Annotated in this window: 16 protein-coding genes and 1 riboswitch; of the genes, 15 read left to right on the top strand and 1 reads right to left on the bottom strand. The window is 30.8% G+C overall.

Annotated elements, in window-relative coordinates:
- The first annotated feature begins 3 nt into the window (after positions 1 to 3).
- The 10 genes from kdsA (at position 4) to I6E31_01790 (ending at position 10814) form a co-directional block, all read left to right on the top strand.
- A complete protein-coding gene (gene kdsA, locus I6E31_01835; protein ID MCF2638707.1) occupies positions 4 to 843 on the top strand; it encodes a 3-deoxy-8-phosphooctulonate synthase in 840 nt (279 codons plus the stop codon).
- A gap of 117 nt (positions 844 to 960) precedes the next feature.
- Complete coding sequence (locus I6E31_01830; protein MCF2638706.1) at positions 961 to 2094, top strand: transposase; 1134 nt, start codon at positions 961 to 963, stop codon at positions 2092 to 2094.
- Between the two features lie 164 nt (positions 2095 to 2258).
- Positions 2259 to 3221: a KpsF/GutQ family sugar-phosphate isomerase gene (locus I6E31_01825; GenBank protein MCF2638705.1), complete on the top strand. Its 963-nt coding sequence runs from the start codon at positions 2259 to 2261 to the stop codon at positions 3219 to 3221.
- Between the two features lie 81 nt (positions 3222 to 3302).
- Positions 3303 to 3503 (top strand): DUF1858 domain-containing protein, encoded by a 201-nt coding sequence (locus I6E31_01820; protein MCF2638704.1) that lies wholly within the window; start codon positions 3303 to 3305, stop codon positions 3501 to 3503.
- A 175-nt stretch (positions 3504 to 3678) separates the two neighbouring features.
- Complete coding sequence (locus I6E31_01815) at positions 3679 to 4500, top strand: Mrp/NBP35 family ATP-binding protein (GenBank protein ID MCF2638703.1); 822 nt, start codon at positions 3679 to 3681, stop codon at positions 4498 to 4500.
- Between the two features lie 640 nt (positions 4501 to 5140).
- Positions 5141 to 6781, top strand: a complete 1641-nt coding sequence (locus I6E31_01810; GenBank protein ID MCF2638702.1) for a peptide ABC transporter substrate-binding protein — start codon at positions 5141 to 5143, stop codon at positions 6779 to 6781.
- Between the two features lie 78 nt (positions 6782 to 6859).
- The gene (locus I6E31_01805; protein ID MCF2638701.1) at positions 6860 to 7801 is read left to right on the top strand and encodes an ABC transporter permease; all 942 of its coding nucleotides are present in this window, start codon (positions 6860 to 6862) and stop codon (positions 7799 to 7801) included.
- Positions 7794 to 8807, top strand: a complete 1014-nt coding sequence (locus tag I6E31_01800) for an ABC transporter permease (GenBank protein ID MCF2638700.1) — start codon at positions 7794 to 7796, stop codon at positions 8805 to 8807. The genes I6E31_01805 and I6E31_01800 overlap by 8 nt, the downstream gene beginning before the upstream one ends.
- A 7-nt stretch (positions 8808 to 8814) precedes the next feature.
- On the top strand, positions 8815 to 9885 hold the full coding sequence (locus tag I6E31_01795) for an ABC transporter ATP-binding protein (protein ID MCF2638699.1): 1071 nt from the start codon (positions 8815 to 8817) through the stop codon (positions 9883 to 9885).
- A 2-nt stretch (positions 9886 to 9887) separates the two neighbouring features.
- Positions 9888 to 10814: an ABC transporter ATP-binding protein gene (locus tag I6E31_01790; protein MCF2638698.1), complete on the top strand. Its 927-nt coding sequence runs from the start codon at positions 9888 to 9890 to the stop codon at positions 10812 to 10814.
- Positions 10815 to 10863: 49 nt separating this feature from the next.
- On the opposite strand, the gene I6E31_01785 is transcribed toward I6E31_01790, so the two are convergent.
- Positions 10864 to 12186, bottom strand: a complete 1323-nt coding sequence (locus tag I6E31_01785; GenBank protein ID MCF2638697.1) for a Na+/H+ antiporter NhaC family protein — start codon at positions 12184 to 12186, stop codon at positions 10864 to 10866.
- 157 nt (positions 12187 to 12343) lie between these two features.
- Here I6E31_01785 and I6E31_01780 point away from each other — a divergent pair, with 157 nt between their 5' ends.
- The 5 genes from I6E31_01780 to I6E31_01760 all read left to right on the top strand — a co-directional run bounded on the left by I6E31_01780 (position 12344) and on the right by I6E31_01760 (position 16924).
- Positions 12344 to 13225 (top strand): DMT family transporter, encoded by an 882-nt coding sequence (locus tag I6E31_01780; protein MCF2638696.1) that lies wholly within the window; start codon positions 12344 to 12346, stop codon positions 13223 to 13225.
- 66 nt (positions 13226 to 13291) lie between these two features.
- Positions 13292 to 13417: riboswitch (FMN riboswitch) on the top strand.
- Positions 13418 to 13506: 89 nt separating this feature from the next.
- Complete coding sequence (locus tag I6E31_01775) at positions 13507 to 13968, top strand: 6,7-dimethyl-8-ribityllumazine synthase (protein ID MCF2638695.1); 462 nt, start codon at positions 13507 to 13509, stop codon at positions 13966 to 13968.
- Positions 13969 to 13985: 17 nt separating this feature from the next.
- Positions 13986 to 15047, top strand: a complete 1062-nt coding sequence (gene ribD, locus I6E31_01770) for a bifunctional diaminohydroxyphosphoribosylaminopyrimidine deaminase/5-amino-6-(5-phosphoribosylamino)uracil reductase RibD (GenBank protein MCF2638694.1) — start codon at positions 13986 to 13988, stop codon at positions 15045 to 15047.
- Between the two features lie 17 nt (positions 15048 to 15064).
- On the top strand, positions 15065 to 15715 hold the full coding sequence (locus I6E31_01765) for a riboflavin synthase (GenBank protein ID MCF2638693.1): 651 nt from the start codon (positions 15065 to 15067) through the stop codon (positions 15713 to 15715).
- A gap of 15 nt (positions 15716 to 15730) precedes the next feature.
- The gene (locus I6E31_01760) at positions 15731 to 16924 is read left to right on the top strand and encodes a bifunctional 3,4-dihydroxy-2-butanone-4-phosphate synthase/GTP cyclohydrolase II (protein ID MCF2638692.1); all 1194 of its coding nucleotides are present in this window, start codon (positions 15731 to 15733) and stop codon (positions 16922 to 16924) included.
- Positions 16925 to 17310 lie beyond the last annotated feature (386 nt).

Here is a 17310-nt window from a genome sequence, read left to right as displayed (position 1 = left end):
AAAATGCTAATTAACGAAGTAAAAAAAGTTAAAATTGGAAAAGATATTGAAATTGGTGGAAATAATAGATTTGCACTAATAGCTGGACCTTGTGTTATAGAATCTGAAGAGTTAGTTATGGAAGTTGCTGGAAAGATAAAAGCTATCTGTGATAAATTAGGAATAAAATATATTTTTAAAGCATCTTTTGATAAAGCAAATAGATCTTCTATCCACTCATATAGAGGACCTGGAATAGAAGAGGGATTAAGAATATTAAAAAAAGTTAAAGAAACATACGACGTACCAGTTGTTACTGATGTACATGAAGTATGGCAATGTAAAAAAGCTGCTGAGGTAGTAGACTTACTTCAAATACCAGCATTTTTATGTAGACAAACAGATCTTTTAATTGCAGCAGCTGAAACAGGACTTCCTGTAAATGTAAAAAAAGGACAATTTTTAGCTCCTTGGGATATGAAAAATGTAGTTACGAAGATGGAAGAAAGTGGAAATCCTCAAGTTATGTTATGTGAAAGAGGAAGTACATTTGGATATAACAATATGGTTGTAGATATGAGATCTCTTTTAGAAATGAGAAAATTTGGTTACCCAGTTGTATTTGATGTAACTCATGCTGTACAAAAACCAGGAGGATTAGGAACAGCTACTTCTGGAGATAGAGAGTATGTTTACCCTCTAATGAGAGCAGGACTTGCAATAGGAGTAGATGCAATATTTGCTGAGGTTCATCCTAGCCCAGAAAAAGCTCTATCAGATGGACCAAATATGCTTTATCTATCTGATTTAGAAGAGATATTAAAAGTGGCAATAAAAATAGATGACCTTGTAAAAGGAAGATAATTAGGGGCTTAGAACTGTTATTAAAAATATGTAATTTTATATAATAATATATAAATAGCTTATAGATTAGTGTACAATATTAAATAACACAAAAAATGATTAAGGAGTTAATAGAAGATGATACTTGCGAAGAAAGTTAGACTTTATCCAACTAAAGAGCAAGAACAAAAATTGTGGCAATCTGTTGGAACTGCTAGATTTATCTATAATTATACTCTTGCGAAACAGGAAGAAAATTATAGAAATGGTGGTAAATTTATTAGCGATGGAATTATCAGAAAAGAATTAACTCAATTAAAAAAGTCAGAACTAATTTGGTTAAATGAAGTATCAAATAATGTTACTAAGCAAGCTGTAAAAGACGCTTGTAATGCTTATAAAAGATTTTTCAAAGGTTTAGCAAATAAACCAAAATTTAAGAGTAGAAAGAAAAGTAAACCTAGTTTTTACAATGATACTTCAAAATTAAACGTTAAAGAGAAAAAAGTCTTAATTGAAAAAGTAGGTTGGATAAAAACAAATGAGCAAATACCAAGGAATGTTAAATATAATAATCCTAGAATTACTTATGATAATAAATACTGGTATATATCCGTAGGAGTGGAAGTTGATAAAAAGCAGGAAGAATTAACAGATATTTCATTAGGTATAGATTTAGGATTAAAAGACTTAGCTGTTTGTTCAGATGGAAAAGTTTTTAAAAATATTAATAAAACTAAAAAAGTTAAAAAGTTAGAAAAAAGATTAAAGCAGAAACAAAGACAAATTAGTAGAAAATATGAGATGAATAAAATTAAAAAAGAAGGGGGTGGAAGTTGCCAATTTATCAAAACTAAAAATATAGAAAAATTAGAAAATACAACAAAACTAATACATAGAAAATTAGCAAACATTCGAAACAACTATATCCATCAAGTTACAACAAGTATAGTGAAAACCAAACCATACAGAATTGTAATAGAAGATTTGAATGTTTCTGGAATGATGAAAAATAAACATTTGTCTGATTCAGTAAGAAAACAATGTTTTCACAAGTTTAGGCAGTATATAATCTATAAAACAGAACTAAATGGCATTGAATTAATAGTAGCAGATAGATTTTATCCATCATCAAAAACTTGTAGCGAGTGTGGTTATATAAAAAAAGATTTAAAACTAAAAGATAGAATTTACAAGTGTCCACATTGTGGAGTGATAATTGATAGAGATTATAATGCTTCAATAAATTTGTCTATGTATAAATTAGCATAATTTCACAAACAAGAAAATGCTAATGTGTAGGACGCGTTGTATCCGAATTTAAGCCTTTGGAGAGTTATATCAAAGGAAAGTAGCTACGGCAAAATCGGATTCTATGAAGAAGGAAATAAACAAATTTCTATATTTTTATAGATTTTTGGCAACGGTGACAAGGGATGGATGTAATTAATTATGCTAAAGAGATATTTGATTCAGAGATAGAAGAATTAAAAATAGTAAGAGAAAAAATTGATTCAGAGATGATAGATGTAGTTAATATAATTTTAGAATCAAAGGGAAAAGTAGTTGTAACAGGAATAGGAAAATCTGGACTAATTGGAAAAAAAATAGCAGCTACATTAGCATCAACAGGGACATATGCTGTTTTTATGAACTCTGCTGAGGGGTTACATGGAGATTTAGGAATGATCTCTAAAGATGATGTTGTTCTAGCTATTTCAAATAGTGGAAATAGTGATGAAATAGTTGCAATACTTCCATCTATAAAGAAAATTGGTGCTAAAATAGTTGCAATGACTGGAAATAGAAACTCAAAATTAGGAAGAGCAGCAGATAAAATTTTAAATATAGGAGTAAAAAGAGAGGGATGTCCTTTGAATTTAGCTCCAATGTCTTCAACAACAAGTACTCTTGTTATGGGAGATGCTCTAGCTGCAATCTTAATCAAGATGAGAGATTTTAAACCTGAAAACTTTGCTCTTTACCATCCAGGAGGAAGTTTAGGAAAAAGACTTTTAATGAGAGTCAGCGATGTAATGCATAAAGATGATAAGATTCCATTTTGTGATAAAGAGAGTAGCATAGACAATGTAATCTTAGTTATGACTGAAAAAAGATTAGGAGCAGTTTGTGTTATGAATGGTGATTTAATGGTAGGAATAATCACCGAAGGAGATATAAGAAGAGCTTTAAAGAGAAAAGAGGAGTTCTTTAATTTAAAGGCTAAAGATATAATGACAAGAAACTTTACAAGGGTAAGTGAAGATAGTATGGCTATTGATGCTCTTGAACTTATGGAGAATAGAGAGAGCCAAATCTCAGTTTTACCAGTATTTAAAGATGTAAAGTTAGTTGGAATTGTAAGGGTACATGATCTTTTAAATGTAGTAGGAAGATAATATTGAAAAAAGTTGACATAAGAAGTAAATTTTTATATAATTAGAGAGTAAAAAAACTATATATTTTAAGGAGTGATAACAATGATAACTAAAGATATGAATATTTTAGAAGCAGTTCAACAATATCCTATACTAGCTGAAATCTTCAGAAAACATGGATTAGGATGTATCGGATGTATGATCGCAGCTGGAGAAACTTTAGGAGAAGGAATTTCAGCTCACGGATTAGATGCAGATGCTATAATAGCTGAAGCTAATGAACTAATTGCTCAATCTAAATAGTAAATAATTAAAGGCTATATCTTTATAATATGATAGAGGTATAGCTTTTTTATTTTTTGAAAAAATAGTTTTAAATATATAGAAAAAAAGAGAAAATTTGATAGAATTTAAGATTTGACAAAGTTTATAAGTAGGAGTATTATAATAATGATAAAAAAATTTAAGGAGGCAAGAAATGGCAGATTGTAAAAGTTGTCCATCAGGAAGCACTTGTACAAAAGACAAAGCAAGTTGTGGTATAGTAAACAACCCATTAAATCATATAAAAAAAGTTATTGGGATAATGAGTGGTAAAGGAGGAGTTGGAAAATCAACAGTTACTACTTTACTAGCAAAAGAGCTTAATAGAAGAGGATACAAAGTAGGGATAATGGATGCTGATATTACAGGACCAAGTATTCCTAGACTTATGGGAATGAAAGATCAAAAAGCTACAGGAGATGGAGAAAATATAATTCCAGTAGTTTCTAAAGAGGGAATAAAAGTAATATCTTTAAACCTTTTAATAGATGATGAAAATGAACCAGTAGTATGGAGAGGTCCAGTTGTTGGAGGAGCAGTTAAACAATTCTGGGAAGAAGTATTATGGGGAGAACTTGATTATCTTCTAATAGATATGCCACCAGGAACAGGAGATGTAGCTCTTACTGTTATGCAATCTACACCAATAAATGGTGTTGTAATGGTATCAGTTCCTCAAGATATGGTATCAATGATTGTTGCTAAAGCTGTAAATATGTCTAAAAAATTAAATATTCCAGTTGTTGGAGTAGTTGAAAATATGAGTTATATTCTATGTCCAGAATGTAATACAAAAATAAGCTTCAATGAAGAAAATGGAGTAAATGATTTCCTAGCTGAAATGGGACTTGTTTTATTAGGAGAACTTCCAATGACTAAGGGAATTGCTAATCTAACTAAGGGAGAAGAGCAAGGAACTGAAAAACTATTTGCACCAATTGCTGATGTTATAATTGGTGAAGTAGATAAATTATAATAGGAATTAAATAGTTTTAAGATAGTGAACTGTTATAAATTGATGAGATAAATCATTAATTTAAGCAGTTCTTTTTTTATACAAAATATAAAAAAATCTGTAACTACTCACCTATTACCCATAAAATATATAAGAATCAAAATTTTATCCCAATATCAACTAAAGCCGTAATTTCCAAAAGTAGAGAAGTGTAAACGACTACTACTTTTGAGACACAGGCGAAGTCCTGTGCTACATTAAGGATCACAGAAACTCTGTTTCTGCGTCTCAATAATCATAGTCGTTCTATCAAACTCCTTGATTATTGGAAGTTTTGAAAATTGATGTTTAAAAGATAATCTAGTATCATAGAAATTAAACTTTAGGCTAGATAATTTTTGTAGAATTTGAATACCTGAGTAGATACAAAAATTTACTTATTTTGTTAGCTAAATTTAAAATAGATTGATAAATTATAAAAAATATACTTCTTATTTATGAATGTTATACTAAAAATATAATATATAGATATTTGAAATAAAAAGTTTCAAAAATAAAAAAAATAAAAATATTTTTTAATTTATTCTTGACAAGACTCTTTATAAGGAGTATACTTACACACATATACATATATTAGTTAAGTTTAAAGGGGGAAAAGAGTATGAAAAAGTTAAAGATGATTCTTTCAACATTATTTATACTTGGAACACTTTCTGGTTGTGGAGGAAGTAAAGAAGCAGCAACTATAACAGAACCTAAATCTGAACCAGTAAAAAGCAATGTTGTAACTATAGCCAATGAAATAGAGCTTTCATCTATGGATACAAGTTTAGCTACAGATGGAACTTCATTTGAGGCAATAGCAGCAGTAACTGAAGGATTGTATCAATTAGATGCAGCAGGAAATACAATTCCTGGTATGGCACTAAAAGAAGAAGTAAGTGAAGATGGAAAAACACATATTTTTACTATTCGTGATGCAAAATGGAGTGATGGAAAACCAGTAACAGCTAATGATTTTGTTTTCTCATGGAGACGTTTAGCAGATCCTAATACAGCTTCTGAGTATTCTTATATGGTAGAAGTAGCAGGGATAAAAAATGCAGGTGCAGTAACAAAGGGAGAAAAACCAACTTCTGAATTAGGAGTAACAGCAGTAGATGATAAAACTTTAAAGGTAGAATTAGATTATCCAGTACCATTTCTTAATCAGTTAGTGGCATTCCCACCATTTTATCCAATTCGTGAAGATTTTTATAATAAGTATAAAGAACAATATGCACTTACTCCAGAAGCAATCTTATCAAATGGACCATTTAAAATGGTTGAATGGAATCAAGGTGCTAACTATACAATGGTAAAAAATGATCTTTATTACGATGCAGATAAAGTAAAAATAGATGGATTAAACTTCCAAGTAGTTAAAGATGTGCAATCAGCAATGGTTGCTTTTGAACAAGGAACAGTTGATTATGTAAAATTAACTGGAGAGATGGTAGAGCAATATAAAGATTCTCCTGAATTTACAAATACTCTTGGAGGATATTTATGGTTTGTATCTCCTAATACAAATGTACCAGGTTTAGAAAATAAAAATTTACGTTTAGCTTTAGCACTTTCTTATGATAAAGAGCAAATAGCTAATTATCTTTTAAAAGATGGATCAATAGCTGCAAACTTTGCAATTCCAGTAAAATTAGCGACTGGTCCTGATGGAAAAGATTTCCGTGAAACATCTCCAGAATATTTAAAAACAGACAAAGCTAAAGCTAAAGAATACTTTGAAAAAGCTAAAGTTGAACTAGGAAAAGATCAATTTGCTTATGAATTAGTATTTGAAGATACAGAAGCTAGTAAAAAAGTTGCAGAGTTTTTAAAATCAGAAATTGAAACAACTTTACCTGGATTTACAATTAATTTAAAACAACAACCTAAGAAAGCTCGTCTACAATTAATGAGAGCTAATAAATTTGATTTAGGACTTACTCGTTGGGGACCAGACTATGCAGATCCTATGACTTATCTTGATTTATGGATTACAGGTTCATCTTATAACTTTGGAGAATGGTCAAATAAAGAGTATGATAACTTAATCTTTGAAACAAGCAAAGGTTCACTTACAGGAAAACCTGTTGAAAGATGGGAAGCTTTAAAACAAGCTGAAAGAGTTTGTATGGAAAATGCAGCAATATTACCAGTATATCAAACAGGATCAGCTGTTATGATTAAAAAAGATTTAAGTGGATTTGAATTCCACTCAGTAGGAGTTCCTACAATTTATAAAAATATTGTAAGAAAATAGTGAGATAAATTATACAGCACAATGCTGTTAAAGTATTGTGCTGTATTTTTATTATAAAAATATAAGGAGTAATGGAAAATGATTAAATATATATTAAAACGTTTAGCCATTGCTGCTTTGACTCTTTTAGTTATAGTTTTTATCTTATATTTGATGCTTCAATTAATGCCTGGAACACCATTTAATGATGAAAAGTTAACAGAGGCTCAAATGGCAGTAGTAAAGGCAAAATATGGGTTGGATAAGCCATTCATAGTACAATTTTTTAACTATCTTAAACTTATGCTTCAAGGTGATTTTGGAGTAAGTTATTCTATTCAAAAAAATATGCCAGTATCTCAAATGTTAGATGCACGTTTATGGACATCTATTCGTATAGGTCTTCAAGCAGTAGTTATTGGAGTTATAGTAGGATTACTACTTGGAATAACAGCAGCATTAAAGAAAAATACATGGATAGATACTTTAGCATCTATATTAGCTGTAATAGGAGTTTCTATTCCATCATTTGTATTTGCACTTTTCTTTATCCTACTATTTGCTAAAGAATTAAATATACTTCCAGCATTATATAATGTGCATCAACCATTTGTTTCTAGTATAATGCCAACAATAGCTCTTTCAGTATTTACAATAGCTAATATAGCACGTTTTACTAGAAGTGAAATGGCAGAGGTATTGGGAAGTGAGTATATGCAACTTGCTCAATCAAAAGGATTAAGTAAGGGAGTTTTAATATTCCGTCACGCTTTAAGAAATACTTTAATACAAGTTGTAACTGTTCTAGCTCCTTTAATTGTTGGACTTATGACAGGATCACTTGTAATAGAAAAGATGTTTTCAATACCAGGAATAGGGCAATTATTAACAATGGGAATACAAGTTAATGACTATAATGTAATTATGGCATGTGCCTTTGTTTATAGTTTAATGTACATTATTGTAATGTTGATAGTAGATCTATTATATGGAGTAATAGACCCACGTATTAGAATTGTGAAAGGAGGAACAAATGAGTAGCGAAGAAAAGATAGTTTTCCAAGAAGATGACTTTAAACTTGCTCATCGTAAGGATCTCCACATAGATAAAGTATATGAAAATAACTCTTTCTGGAAAGATTTTTTTATAAGATTAGTGGCAAATAAAGGAGCTATAGTTGGACTTATATGTATATGTATAATAATAATTTTAGCAGTAGTAGCTCCTATGATATCTCCATTTGAAATAAATGGAAATAATCTAGCTCATCAAAGTTTACCTCCAAAAATACCATTTTTACAAAATCTTGGAATAGTTGATGGATATGCTAGAGGAAAAGATATGTATGCTGTAAAGAAAGTTAAAGATGTTTTCTACTTTTTTGGAACTGATACAATGGGAAGAGATATTTGGTTGAGAACATGGAGTGGAACTCGGATTTCTCTATTAGTTGCAGCAGCAGCAATAGTTATAGATATGGCAGTTGGTATGACTTATGGGCTTATCTCTGGATATTTTGGTGGAAAAGTTGATATGATAATGCAACGTATAGTTGAGATTATAAACTCTATTCCTACACTTGTAATAGCTACATTGATGTTAGTAATTTTAAAACCAGGAATTATACCTATACTTTTTGTTTTAGTACTTACTGGTTGGATAGGAATGAGTCGTATTGCTAGAGCTCAAATGTTAAAATTAAAGGAACAAGAATTTGTTCTTGCTTCAAAAACATTAGGAGCTTCAGATATGCACATAATCTTTAAAGATATTTTACCAAATATTTTTGGACAATTAATTATTATGTCAATGTTTTCAATACCTAATGCAATATTTATGGAAACAACTCTTTCCTTTGTAGGATTGGGAATACCTGCTCCAAATGTTTCATTGGGAGTAATGATATCAGAAGGATTTAAATCATTTATGATAAGTCCATATATGACAATTATACCAGCTATGGTACTAGCTATACTTATGCTTAGTTTTAATCTACTTGCAGATGGATTGAAAGACGCATTTGACCCTAAGATGAAGGAGATGTAGGAAAGATATGGAAAGAGAAAGAGTATTATCAATTCGTGATTTAGATATTTGTTTCCGTACATCTAATGGAGTTGTAAATGCCATTCGTGGAGTTAGATTAGACCTATTTAGAGGGGAGACAATAGCAATAGTAGGAGAATCAGGTTCAGGAAAATCTGTAACTGTAAAAGCTATTATGGGTATTTTAAGTAATAATGGTTTTATTAAAAATGGAAGTATAATATTTAATTATACAGATGAAAATGGAAATAAGATAACAAAGGATATTATTAAACTAACACCTAAAGAGTTACAAAGAGACATTTGTGGAAAACGTATAGCTATGGTTTTCCAAGATCCAATGACATCTTTGAATCCAACAATGACAATAGGAAAGCAGATAATGGAGGGAATGATATATCATTACCATATTCCTAAAAAAGAAGCATATGAAAAAGCTATAAAATTATTGGAAGAGGTAGGTATTACTGAACCAGAAAAACGTATGAAAAACTATCCACATCAATTATCTGGAGGAATGCGTCAACGTGTTGTTATAGCTATTGCTTTAGCTTGTGATCCTGATATTTTAATATGTGATGAGCCTACAACAGCTTTAGACGTTACTATTCAAGCTAAGATACTTGAGCTTATAAAAGAGATTCAAATTAAGAAAAATATCTCTGTAATATATATAACTCACGACCTAGGAGTAGTAGCAAAGGTTGCTGATTATGTAGCAGTTATGTATGCTGGAAAAATAATTGAAAAGGGAAGTGTAGATGAGATATTCTATGACCCTCGTCACCCTTATACATGGGGATTATTATCATCTATGCCTGATATAGAAACACATGATGAGGTTCTTTATACTATACCTGGAACACCACCAAATCTATTAAATAAAGTGGAAGGAGATGCTTTTGCTGCTCGTAATGAATATGCTTTAAATATAGATTTTAGAGTAGAACCACCACAATTTGATATAGGTGGTAAACATCGTGTATCATCGTGGTTACTTCATGAAAATGCTCCAAAAGTAGAGATGCCAGCATCATTGAAACGTCGTATAGAGAAGATGTTAAAAGGGGGAAGATAGTTATGGAAAGAACTCCTCTACTTGAGGTAAAAAACTTAAAACAATATTTTAAAATAAACAAGAAATTTACAGTAAAAGCTGTAGATGGAATCTCTTTTAATATATATCCTGGAGAAACATATGGACTTGTTGGAGAGTCAGGTTCAGGAAAATCTACAACAGGGCGTTCTATAATTCGTCTATATGAATCAACAGATGGAGAGGTTATTTTTAATGGTGTCAAAATTTCTGGAAAACTTTCATCAGATCAGTTAAAACACCTTAGAACTAAGATGCAGATGATATTTCAAGACCCTATGGCATGTTTAAATCCTAGAATGAAGGTTATAGATATAATTGCACAGGGATTGGATATTCATAAGATGTATAAAGATGAAAAAGAGAGAGAGGAAAAAGTCTATCATATTTTAGATTTAGTTGGACTTTCTCATGAACATGCAACAAGATATCCTCATCAATTTTCAGGTGGACAAAGACAACGTATAGGAATAGCAAGGGCATTGATTATGAATCCAGAACTTATAATAGCTGACGAAGCTATATCAGCTCTAGATGTATCAATTCAAGCTCAAGTTGTAAACTTAATGAAAGAGTTGCAGAAGAAAACAGGAGCAGCTTATCTTTTTATTGCTCACGATCTTTCTATGGTAAAATATATCTCTGATAGAATAGGAGTACTTCATTTAGGACATCTAGTAGAAACTGGAACTACTGAGGAGATTTTTAGTAACCCTATTCATCCATATACAAAGAGTTTATTATCAGCTATACCTCTTCCAGATCCACATATGGAGAAGATAAGAAAGGCTGAAACTTATGATTATAAGAGTAGTGGAATAGATTATAATAAGGGAACACAACATCATATTGATGGTGAACACTATGTTTTAGCAACTGATGAAGAGTTAGCTAGATGGATTAAAAAATAAAATAGCAGAGTAAATTGGAAAATTATCTAATTTACTCTGCTTAATTTTTTTATTTAGATTTTAAAATTAATTTCTCATTAATAGAGAAAATAATAAAGATTATTGTAAATATAAATAGTAACATTTGATACCATAATAGTGGCATAACATCAATAGGAGAGGCACTTCCCTTTGTAAAGCCTATCATAATAAGCATTTGTGCTCCATAAGGGATAAGTCCTTGGAAGATACAAGAGAAAATATCTAAGATAGCAGCACTCTCTTTAGGATCTACACCATATTTTTCAGATATTTTTTTAGCTATTGAACCATTGATAATAATAGCAACAGTATTGTTTGCAACAGCCATATCAGTAAAAGCTACTAAAAGTCCAATCCCAACCTTTGCACTTTTTTTCCCTACTATTATTCTTTGAATTTGATCTATAAGCCATTGTATTCCACCAGCATTTGCACACATAGTTGCAAGTCCACCAGTTAACATTGATAGTAAAAAGATCTCATTCATATTTGTAAACCCTTTATAAATCTCTTGAGTAAAAGTTAAAAAATCAAATGCTCCATGGCTCATTCCGATTATACCAGAGAATAAAATTCCAGTAGTTAAAACAACAAATACATTTAATCCAGAGATAGCTAAAACAAGGACAGTTATATATGGTAAAACTTTTATGATCTCAAAAGGAAGAGTTTCAATTTGAGGTATATTGATAGGTTTACCAAATACAAGTAGTAGAATAACAGTTATAATAGCAGCAGGAGCAGCTATATAAAGGTTGACTCTAAATTTATCTCTCATCTCTACCCCTTGAGTTTTTGTAGCAGCAATAGTTGTATCAGAGATAACAGATAGATTATCTCCAAACATTGCTCCACCCATAACAGAAGCCAAGATTAATGGTAATGGAACTCCACTTTTTTCAGCTAAACCAATAGCAATAGGAGTGATTGAAACGATAGCTCCTACTGATGTACCAGTAGCTGTTGATATAAAAGCTGCAATTATGAAAAGTCCAGCAGCTAAAAAGTGTGGGGGAATATATGTAAGTCCAAGATTAACTGTTGAACTAACTCCACCCATTTTTTCAGTAACATTGGCAAATGCTCCAGCTAAAAGATATATAATACACATAGTAATTATATCTTGATGTCCACAACCAGATAAAAAAGTATGGAATTTTTCTGAAATTTTTCCTTTAAATAAAAGAAAAGCAGCTATTATTCCTACAAATATAGCAACAGGAGATGGAAATTGATAGAATGCCATACTAACCCCTTTAAATTGTAAAAAAGTTCCAACTCCTAAATATAGTATCACAAATATAAGTAATGGAATTAATCCAATAAAACTAGACTTTGATCTATTGTTCACTAAAACCTCCTAGAATATTTAAAATTTTACATACAGTAAAAAGTTTAACAGAAATTATAGAAAAAAGCAATAAAAGAAAAGATAGAAACCTTTGACTTTATATGTTAAAAATAGTAAAATGTGAAAGAAAATTTAAGGGAAAGGAATTTATAGAAAGATGAAATCAAAATCAATGGCATATGTAATACTGTTCTTTGCAGTATTTTTTCTGTCAACATCGGCAATTTTTGTAAAGATTGCAGCAGCACCAGCAGGTATAACAGCATTTTATAGATTGTTGATTACAACTTTAGCTCTTGTTCCATTTTTAATTTTAAAAGAGGAAAATAGAAGAGAGATAGGAAAGTTAAATGTAAAGCAATGGGGAATGGGAGTACTCTCAGGATTTTTACTATCAGTTCACTATGTATTATGGTTTGAATCTTTGAATTATACTTCAGTTGCTAGTTCAACAGTTATAGTTTGTTTACAACCATTATTTGCTCTAATAGGGGGATATTTTATCTTTAAAGAGAAGTATTCTAAATTAGCATTAATGGGGTGTGTTATAGCTATCTTAGGTTCAGTTGTAATAGGTTGGGGAGATCTACAAATAAGTAATGAGGCATTACTAGGAGATATAATGGCTCTTGTAGCTGCTGCTATAATAGCTGGATATTTCATGGTAGGGCAACATATTAGAACAACTTTATCAGCTATTCCATATTCAGTTATAAGTTTTGGAAGTGGATCTGTATTTTTAGCTATTTATTCACTTATGAGAAATGAAAATTTCATAGATTATCCATTGAAAACTTGGGGAGCATTTTTAGGGCTAGCATTTATGGCTACAATTTTAGGACAATTTATATTTACTTGGCTTTTAAAATGGTTAAGTGCCTCAATAATCTCTATGAGTATACTTGGAGAAGCAGTTGGAACTTGTATATTAAGCTACTTTATTCTTTCAGAGAAGATAAGTTTACAACAAGGAACAGGTATAGTAATAATTTTAGTTGGACTTGGAATATTTTTGAGTCAAAGTAGCAAAAGAAAATAGAGTGAATAAAATATTTGCAATTTGTACAAAGTTGTGCTATCATCAAAGTATCAATAATAATAAAATAATTATCTTCAGGGCAGGGTGAGTATTAACAATTCCCGACCGGCGGTAAAGTCCGCGAAGATCGAAGGATCTTGATTTGGTGAAATTCCAAAACCGACAGTAAAGTCTGGATGGAAGAAGAGAAAAGATTATCTTTTTTTTGATTGTCTTTTTTATGCTTTTACAGCCCGGAGTGTATCTGGGCTTTTTATTTGTCCTGAAACAAAGGAGGAAAAATGAAAGTATTAGAAGGAAATTATTCAGGTAGAGGGTTAAGAATTGGAATTATTGCAGCTAGATTTAATGAGTTTATCACATCAAAACTGATTGGTGGAGCGGAAGATGCACTTGTTAGACATGAAGTAGCAGGAGAAGATATTGAATTAGCTTGGGTACCTGGAGCTTTTGAAATTCCTTTAGTAGCAAAGAAAATGGCAAAGTCAGGAAAATATGATGCAGTAATTACTCTAGGAGCAGTAATTAAAGGATCAACACCACATTTTGATTATGTTTGTGCAGAAGTTTCTAAAGGAGTTGCTTCTGTAAGCCTTGAAAGTGAAATACCAGTTATATTTGGAGTTTTAACTACAAATACTATTGAAGAAGCAATTCAAAGAGCTGGAACAAAAGCTGGAAACAAAGGATTTGATGCAGGAGTTACAGCAATAGAAATGGTAAATCTACTAAAGGGGATGTAATCATGAATGTTAAGTACATGGAGAGAGCTTTAGAACTAGCTTTAAAAGGAGAGGGAAAGGTTAATCCAAACCCTCTTGTAGGAGCTGTTGTTGTGAAAAATGGAGAGATTATAGGAGAGGGATACCATAAGAAATATGGTGGACCTCATGCTGAAGTATTTGCTTTAGAAGCAGCAGGAGAAGAGGCTAAGGGAGCAGATATATATGTAACTTTAGAACCTTGTTCTCATTATGGGAAAACACCTCCATGTGCGAAAAAAATTATAGAGATGGGGATAAAAAGATGCTTTATAGCATCTTTAGATCCCAATCCTTTAGTTGCAGGTAGAGGAATAAAGATGATGCAAGAAGCTGGAATAGAAGTAGTTACTGGAGTTTTAGAAAAAGAGGCAATGGAATTAAATAGAGTCTTTATGAAATATATTTCTAAAAAAACAGCATATCTTTTTTTAAAGTGTGGAATTACTCTTGATGGTAAAATTGCAAGTAGAACAGGAAGTTCTAAATGGATAACAAATGAGATTGCAAGAGAGAAAGTTCAAAAATTAAGAAATAGATATATGGGGATAATGGTAGGGATAAATACTGTGTTAGCAGATGATCCTAGCTTAACAGCAAGAGTTGAAGATGGAAGAGATCCATATAGAATAGTGATAGATCCAGAGTTAAAAATACCATTAACTTCAAAATTTGTAAATTTTCAAGATAAAAAAAGTATCTTAGTAACTTCAAAATTAAACGAGAATAGTGAAAAAATAGAGAAATTAATAGAAAAAGATGTTAAAATATTGTTTTTAGAAGGTAAAGAGTTTAAAATAAAAGAGATATTAGAAAGAATAGGAGCAGAGGGAATAGATGCAATTCTTTTAGAAGGGGGAAGTTATCTTATTTCTAAAGCTTTTGAGGAAGATGTAATTGATGGTGGAGAGATATTTATAGCTCCAAAAATTTTAGGTGACGAGAAAGCAATTCCTTTTATTAAAGGATTTAATTTTGAAAATATAGATGATGGTTTCCAATTAAAAAATGTAAAAATAAATAGCTATGGAAACAATGTATCTGTAGAATTCTATAGATAGAAAGGAGAGTGATTTCTATTTTTACAGGACTTGTAGAGGAAATGGGAGAAGTTCTAGCTATTGAAAATGGAGAGAAATCTCTTAAAATAAAGATAAAATGTAAAAAAGTATTGGAAAAAAGTAAAGTTGGTGATAGTATAGCAACTAATGGTACTTGTTTAACAGCAACAGAGCTAGGAGAAGATTTTTTTACAGCTGACTGTATGTATGAAACAGTTAAAAGAACAAATTTAAAAAGATTAAATATAGGGGATAGAGTTAATCTTGAAAAATCAATTACTTTATCAACTCCACTAGGTGGACATCTTGTAACTGGAGATGTAGATTGTGAGGGGAGTATAGTTTCTATTACTCAAGAGGGAATAGCAAAAATTTATGAGATAGAAGTAGATAGAAAATATATGAAATATGTTGTTGAAAAGGGAAGAGTAACTCTTGATGGAGCTAGTCTTACTGTAATGAGAATGACAGATAAGACATTTAGTGTATCTCTTATTCCACATACTCAAGAGATGGTGACTTTAGGAAAGAAAAATATTGGTGACTTTATAAATGTAGAAACTGATCTGATTGGAAAATATGTTGAAAGATTGCTTAATTTTTCTGCTCCTGAAGAGAAAAAAGAGAGTAAAATAACAATGGAATTTTTATTAGAAAATGGTTTTTAAAGAGGAGTGAAATTGATGTTAGATAGAATAGAAGATGCTTTAGAAGATCTAAGAGCAGGAAAATCAATTATAGTAGTAGATGATGAAGATCGTGAAAATGAAGGGGATATAATTTGTGCAGCAGAGTTTGCAACTCTTGAAAATGTAAATCTTATGGCAGCTCATGCTAGAGGGTTAATCTGTATGCCAATGTCTAGTGAATATATAGAAAAACTAGATCTTCCTCAAATGTGTAGTGACAATACAGATAACCATTGCACAGCTTTTACTGTGTCAATAGATCATGTAGATACAACAACTGGAATATCAGCTTATGAACGTTCATTAACAGCTTTAAAAGTTGTTGAAGATGGAGCAAAACCTAAAGACTTTAGAAGACCAGGACATATGTTCCCATTAAAAGCTAAAGATGGTGGAGTTCTTGAAAGAAATGGACATACAGAGGCAACTGTTGATTTAATGAAATTAGCAGGATTAAAACCTGTTGGATTATGTTGTGAAATTATGAAAGAAGATGGAATGATGGCAAGAATGGATGACTTAGAAATTTTTGCTAAAAAACATAATTTAAAAATGATTTCTATTGAAGAGTTACAAAAATATAGAAAGAAACATGATCAACTTATGAAAATAGAGGTTGAAGCTAAGATGCCAACTCCTCAAGGAAACTTTGTAATAGTAGGTTTTGATAATAAACTTGATGGAAAAGAGCATATTGCTTTAACTAAGGGAGATTTAAAAGGAAAAGAAAATGTCCTTATTAGAATACACTCTGAATGTTTTACTGGAGATATTTTAGGATCATTGAGATGTGATTGTGGTTCACAATTAAAAAGAGCTATGAGAAGAGTTGAAGAAGAGGGAGAAGGAGTAGTTCTTTACCTAAGACAAGAGGGAAGAGGAATAGGTTTAATTAATAAATTAAAAGCGTATACTCTTCAAGAACAAGGAGCAGATACTGTAGAAGCAAATGTAAGATTGGGATTTGATCCAGATATGAGAGATTATGCTATTGCTGCTCAAATGATTAAAGCTCTAGGAATAAAATCAGTTAGAATAATGACTAATAACCCTGAAAAAATTAAAGGATTAGAAGAATACGGAATAGTTGTTACTGGAAGAGAAGCTATCGAAACTGGTTTCAATGAAACAAATGAAAAATATATGAAAACTAAAAAAGAAAAAATGGGACATCTTCTTCATATCTAATAAATTTAGATGAGAAGAATTAATTGAGAGGGAACTGTTGAGAGTTGATAAGTTGGTATTATCAATTTCAACAGTTTTTTTATTAAAATTATAATTTATTTAAAGTAAAAATAATTATCCCTAACATCAAGTTGACGGAATTTAGAAGTGAATATTAGAAGTCCTCAGCGAAATGCAGTTAAGAAAATGCAACGTGTTTGAGGCGAAGCCGAGTTTTGCATTTTCAACGGAATGAGCCATAGGGATTCTTTATTCACTGACATGGAGACAACTTGATGTTAAAAAAGAAATTTAGATAACTTAACTTGACTAATAATCGCTAATACAAAGGTACTTTGTCAAAATCTAACAATACACAATAAAAGAGAAACTTAGGAAAATATTTT

The organism is Fusobacterium varium (assembly GCA_021531615.1).
GTDB lineage: Bacteria > Fusobacteriota > Fusobacteriia > Fusobacteriales > Fusobacteriaceae > Fusobacterium_A > Fusobacterium_A varium_C.
Note: the sequence above shows the minus strand (reverse complement) of the source record. Positions and strands in the feature narration are given on the sequence as shown.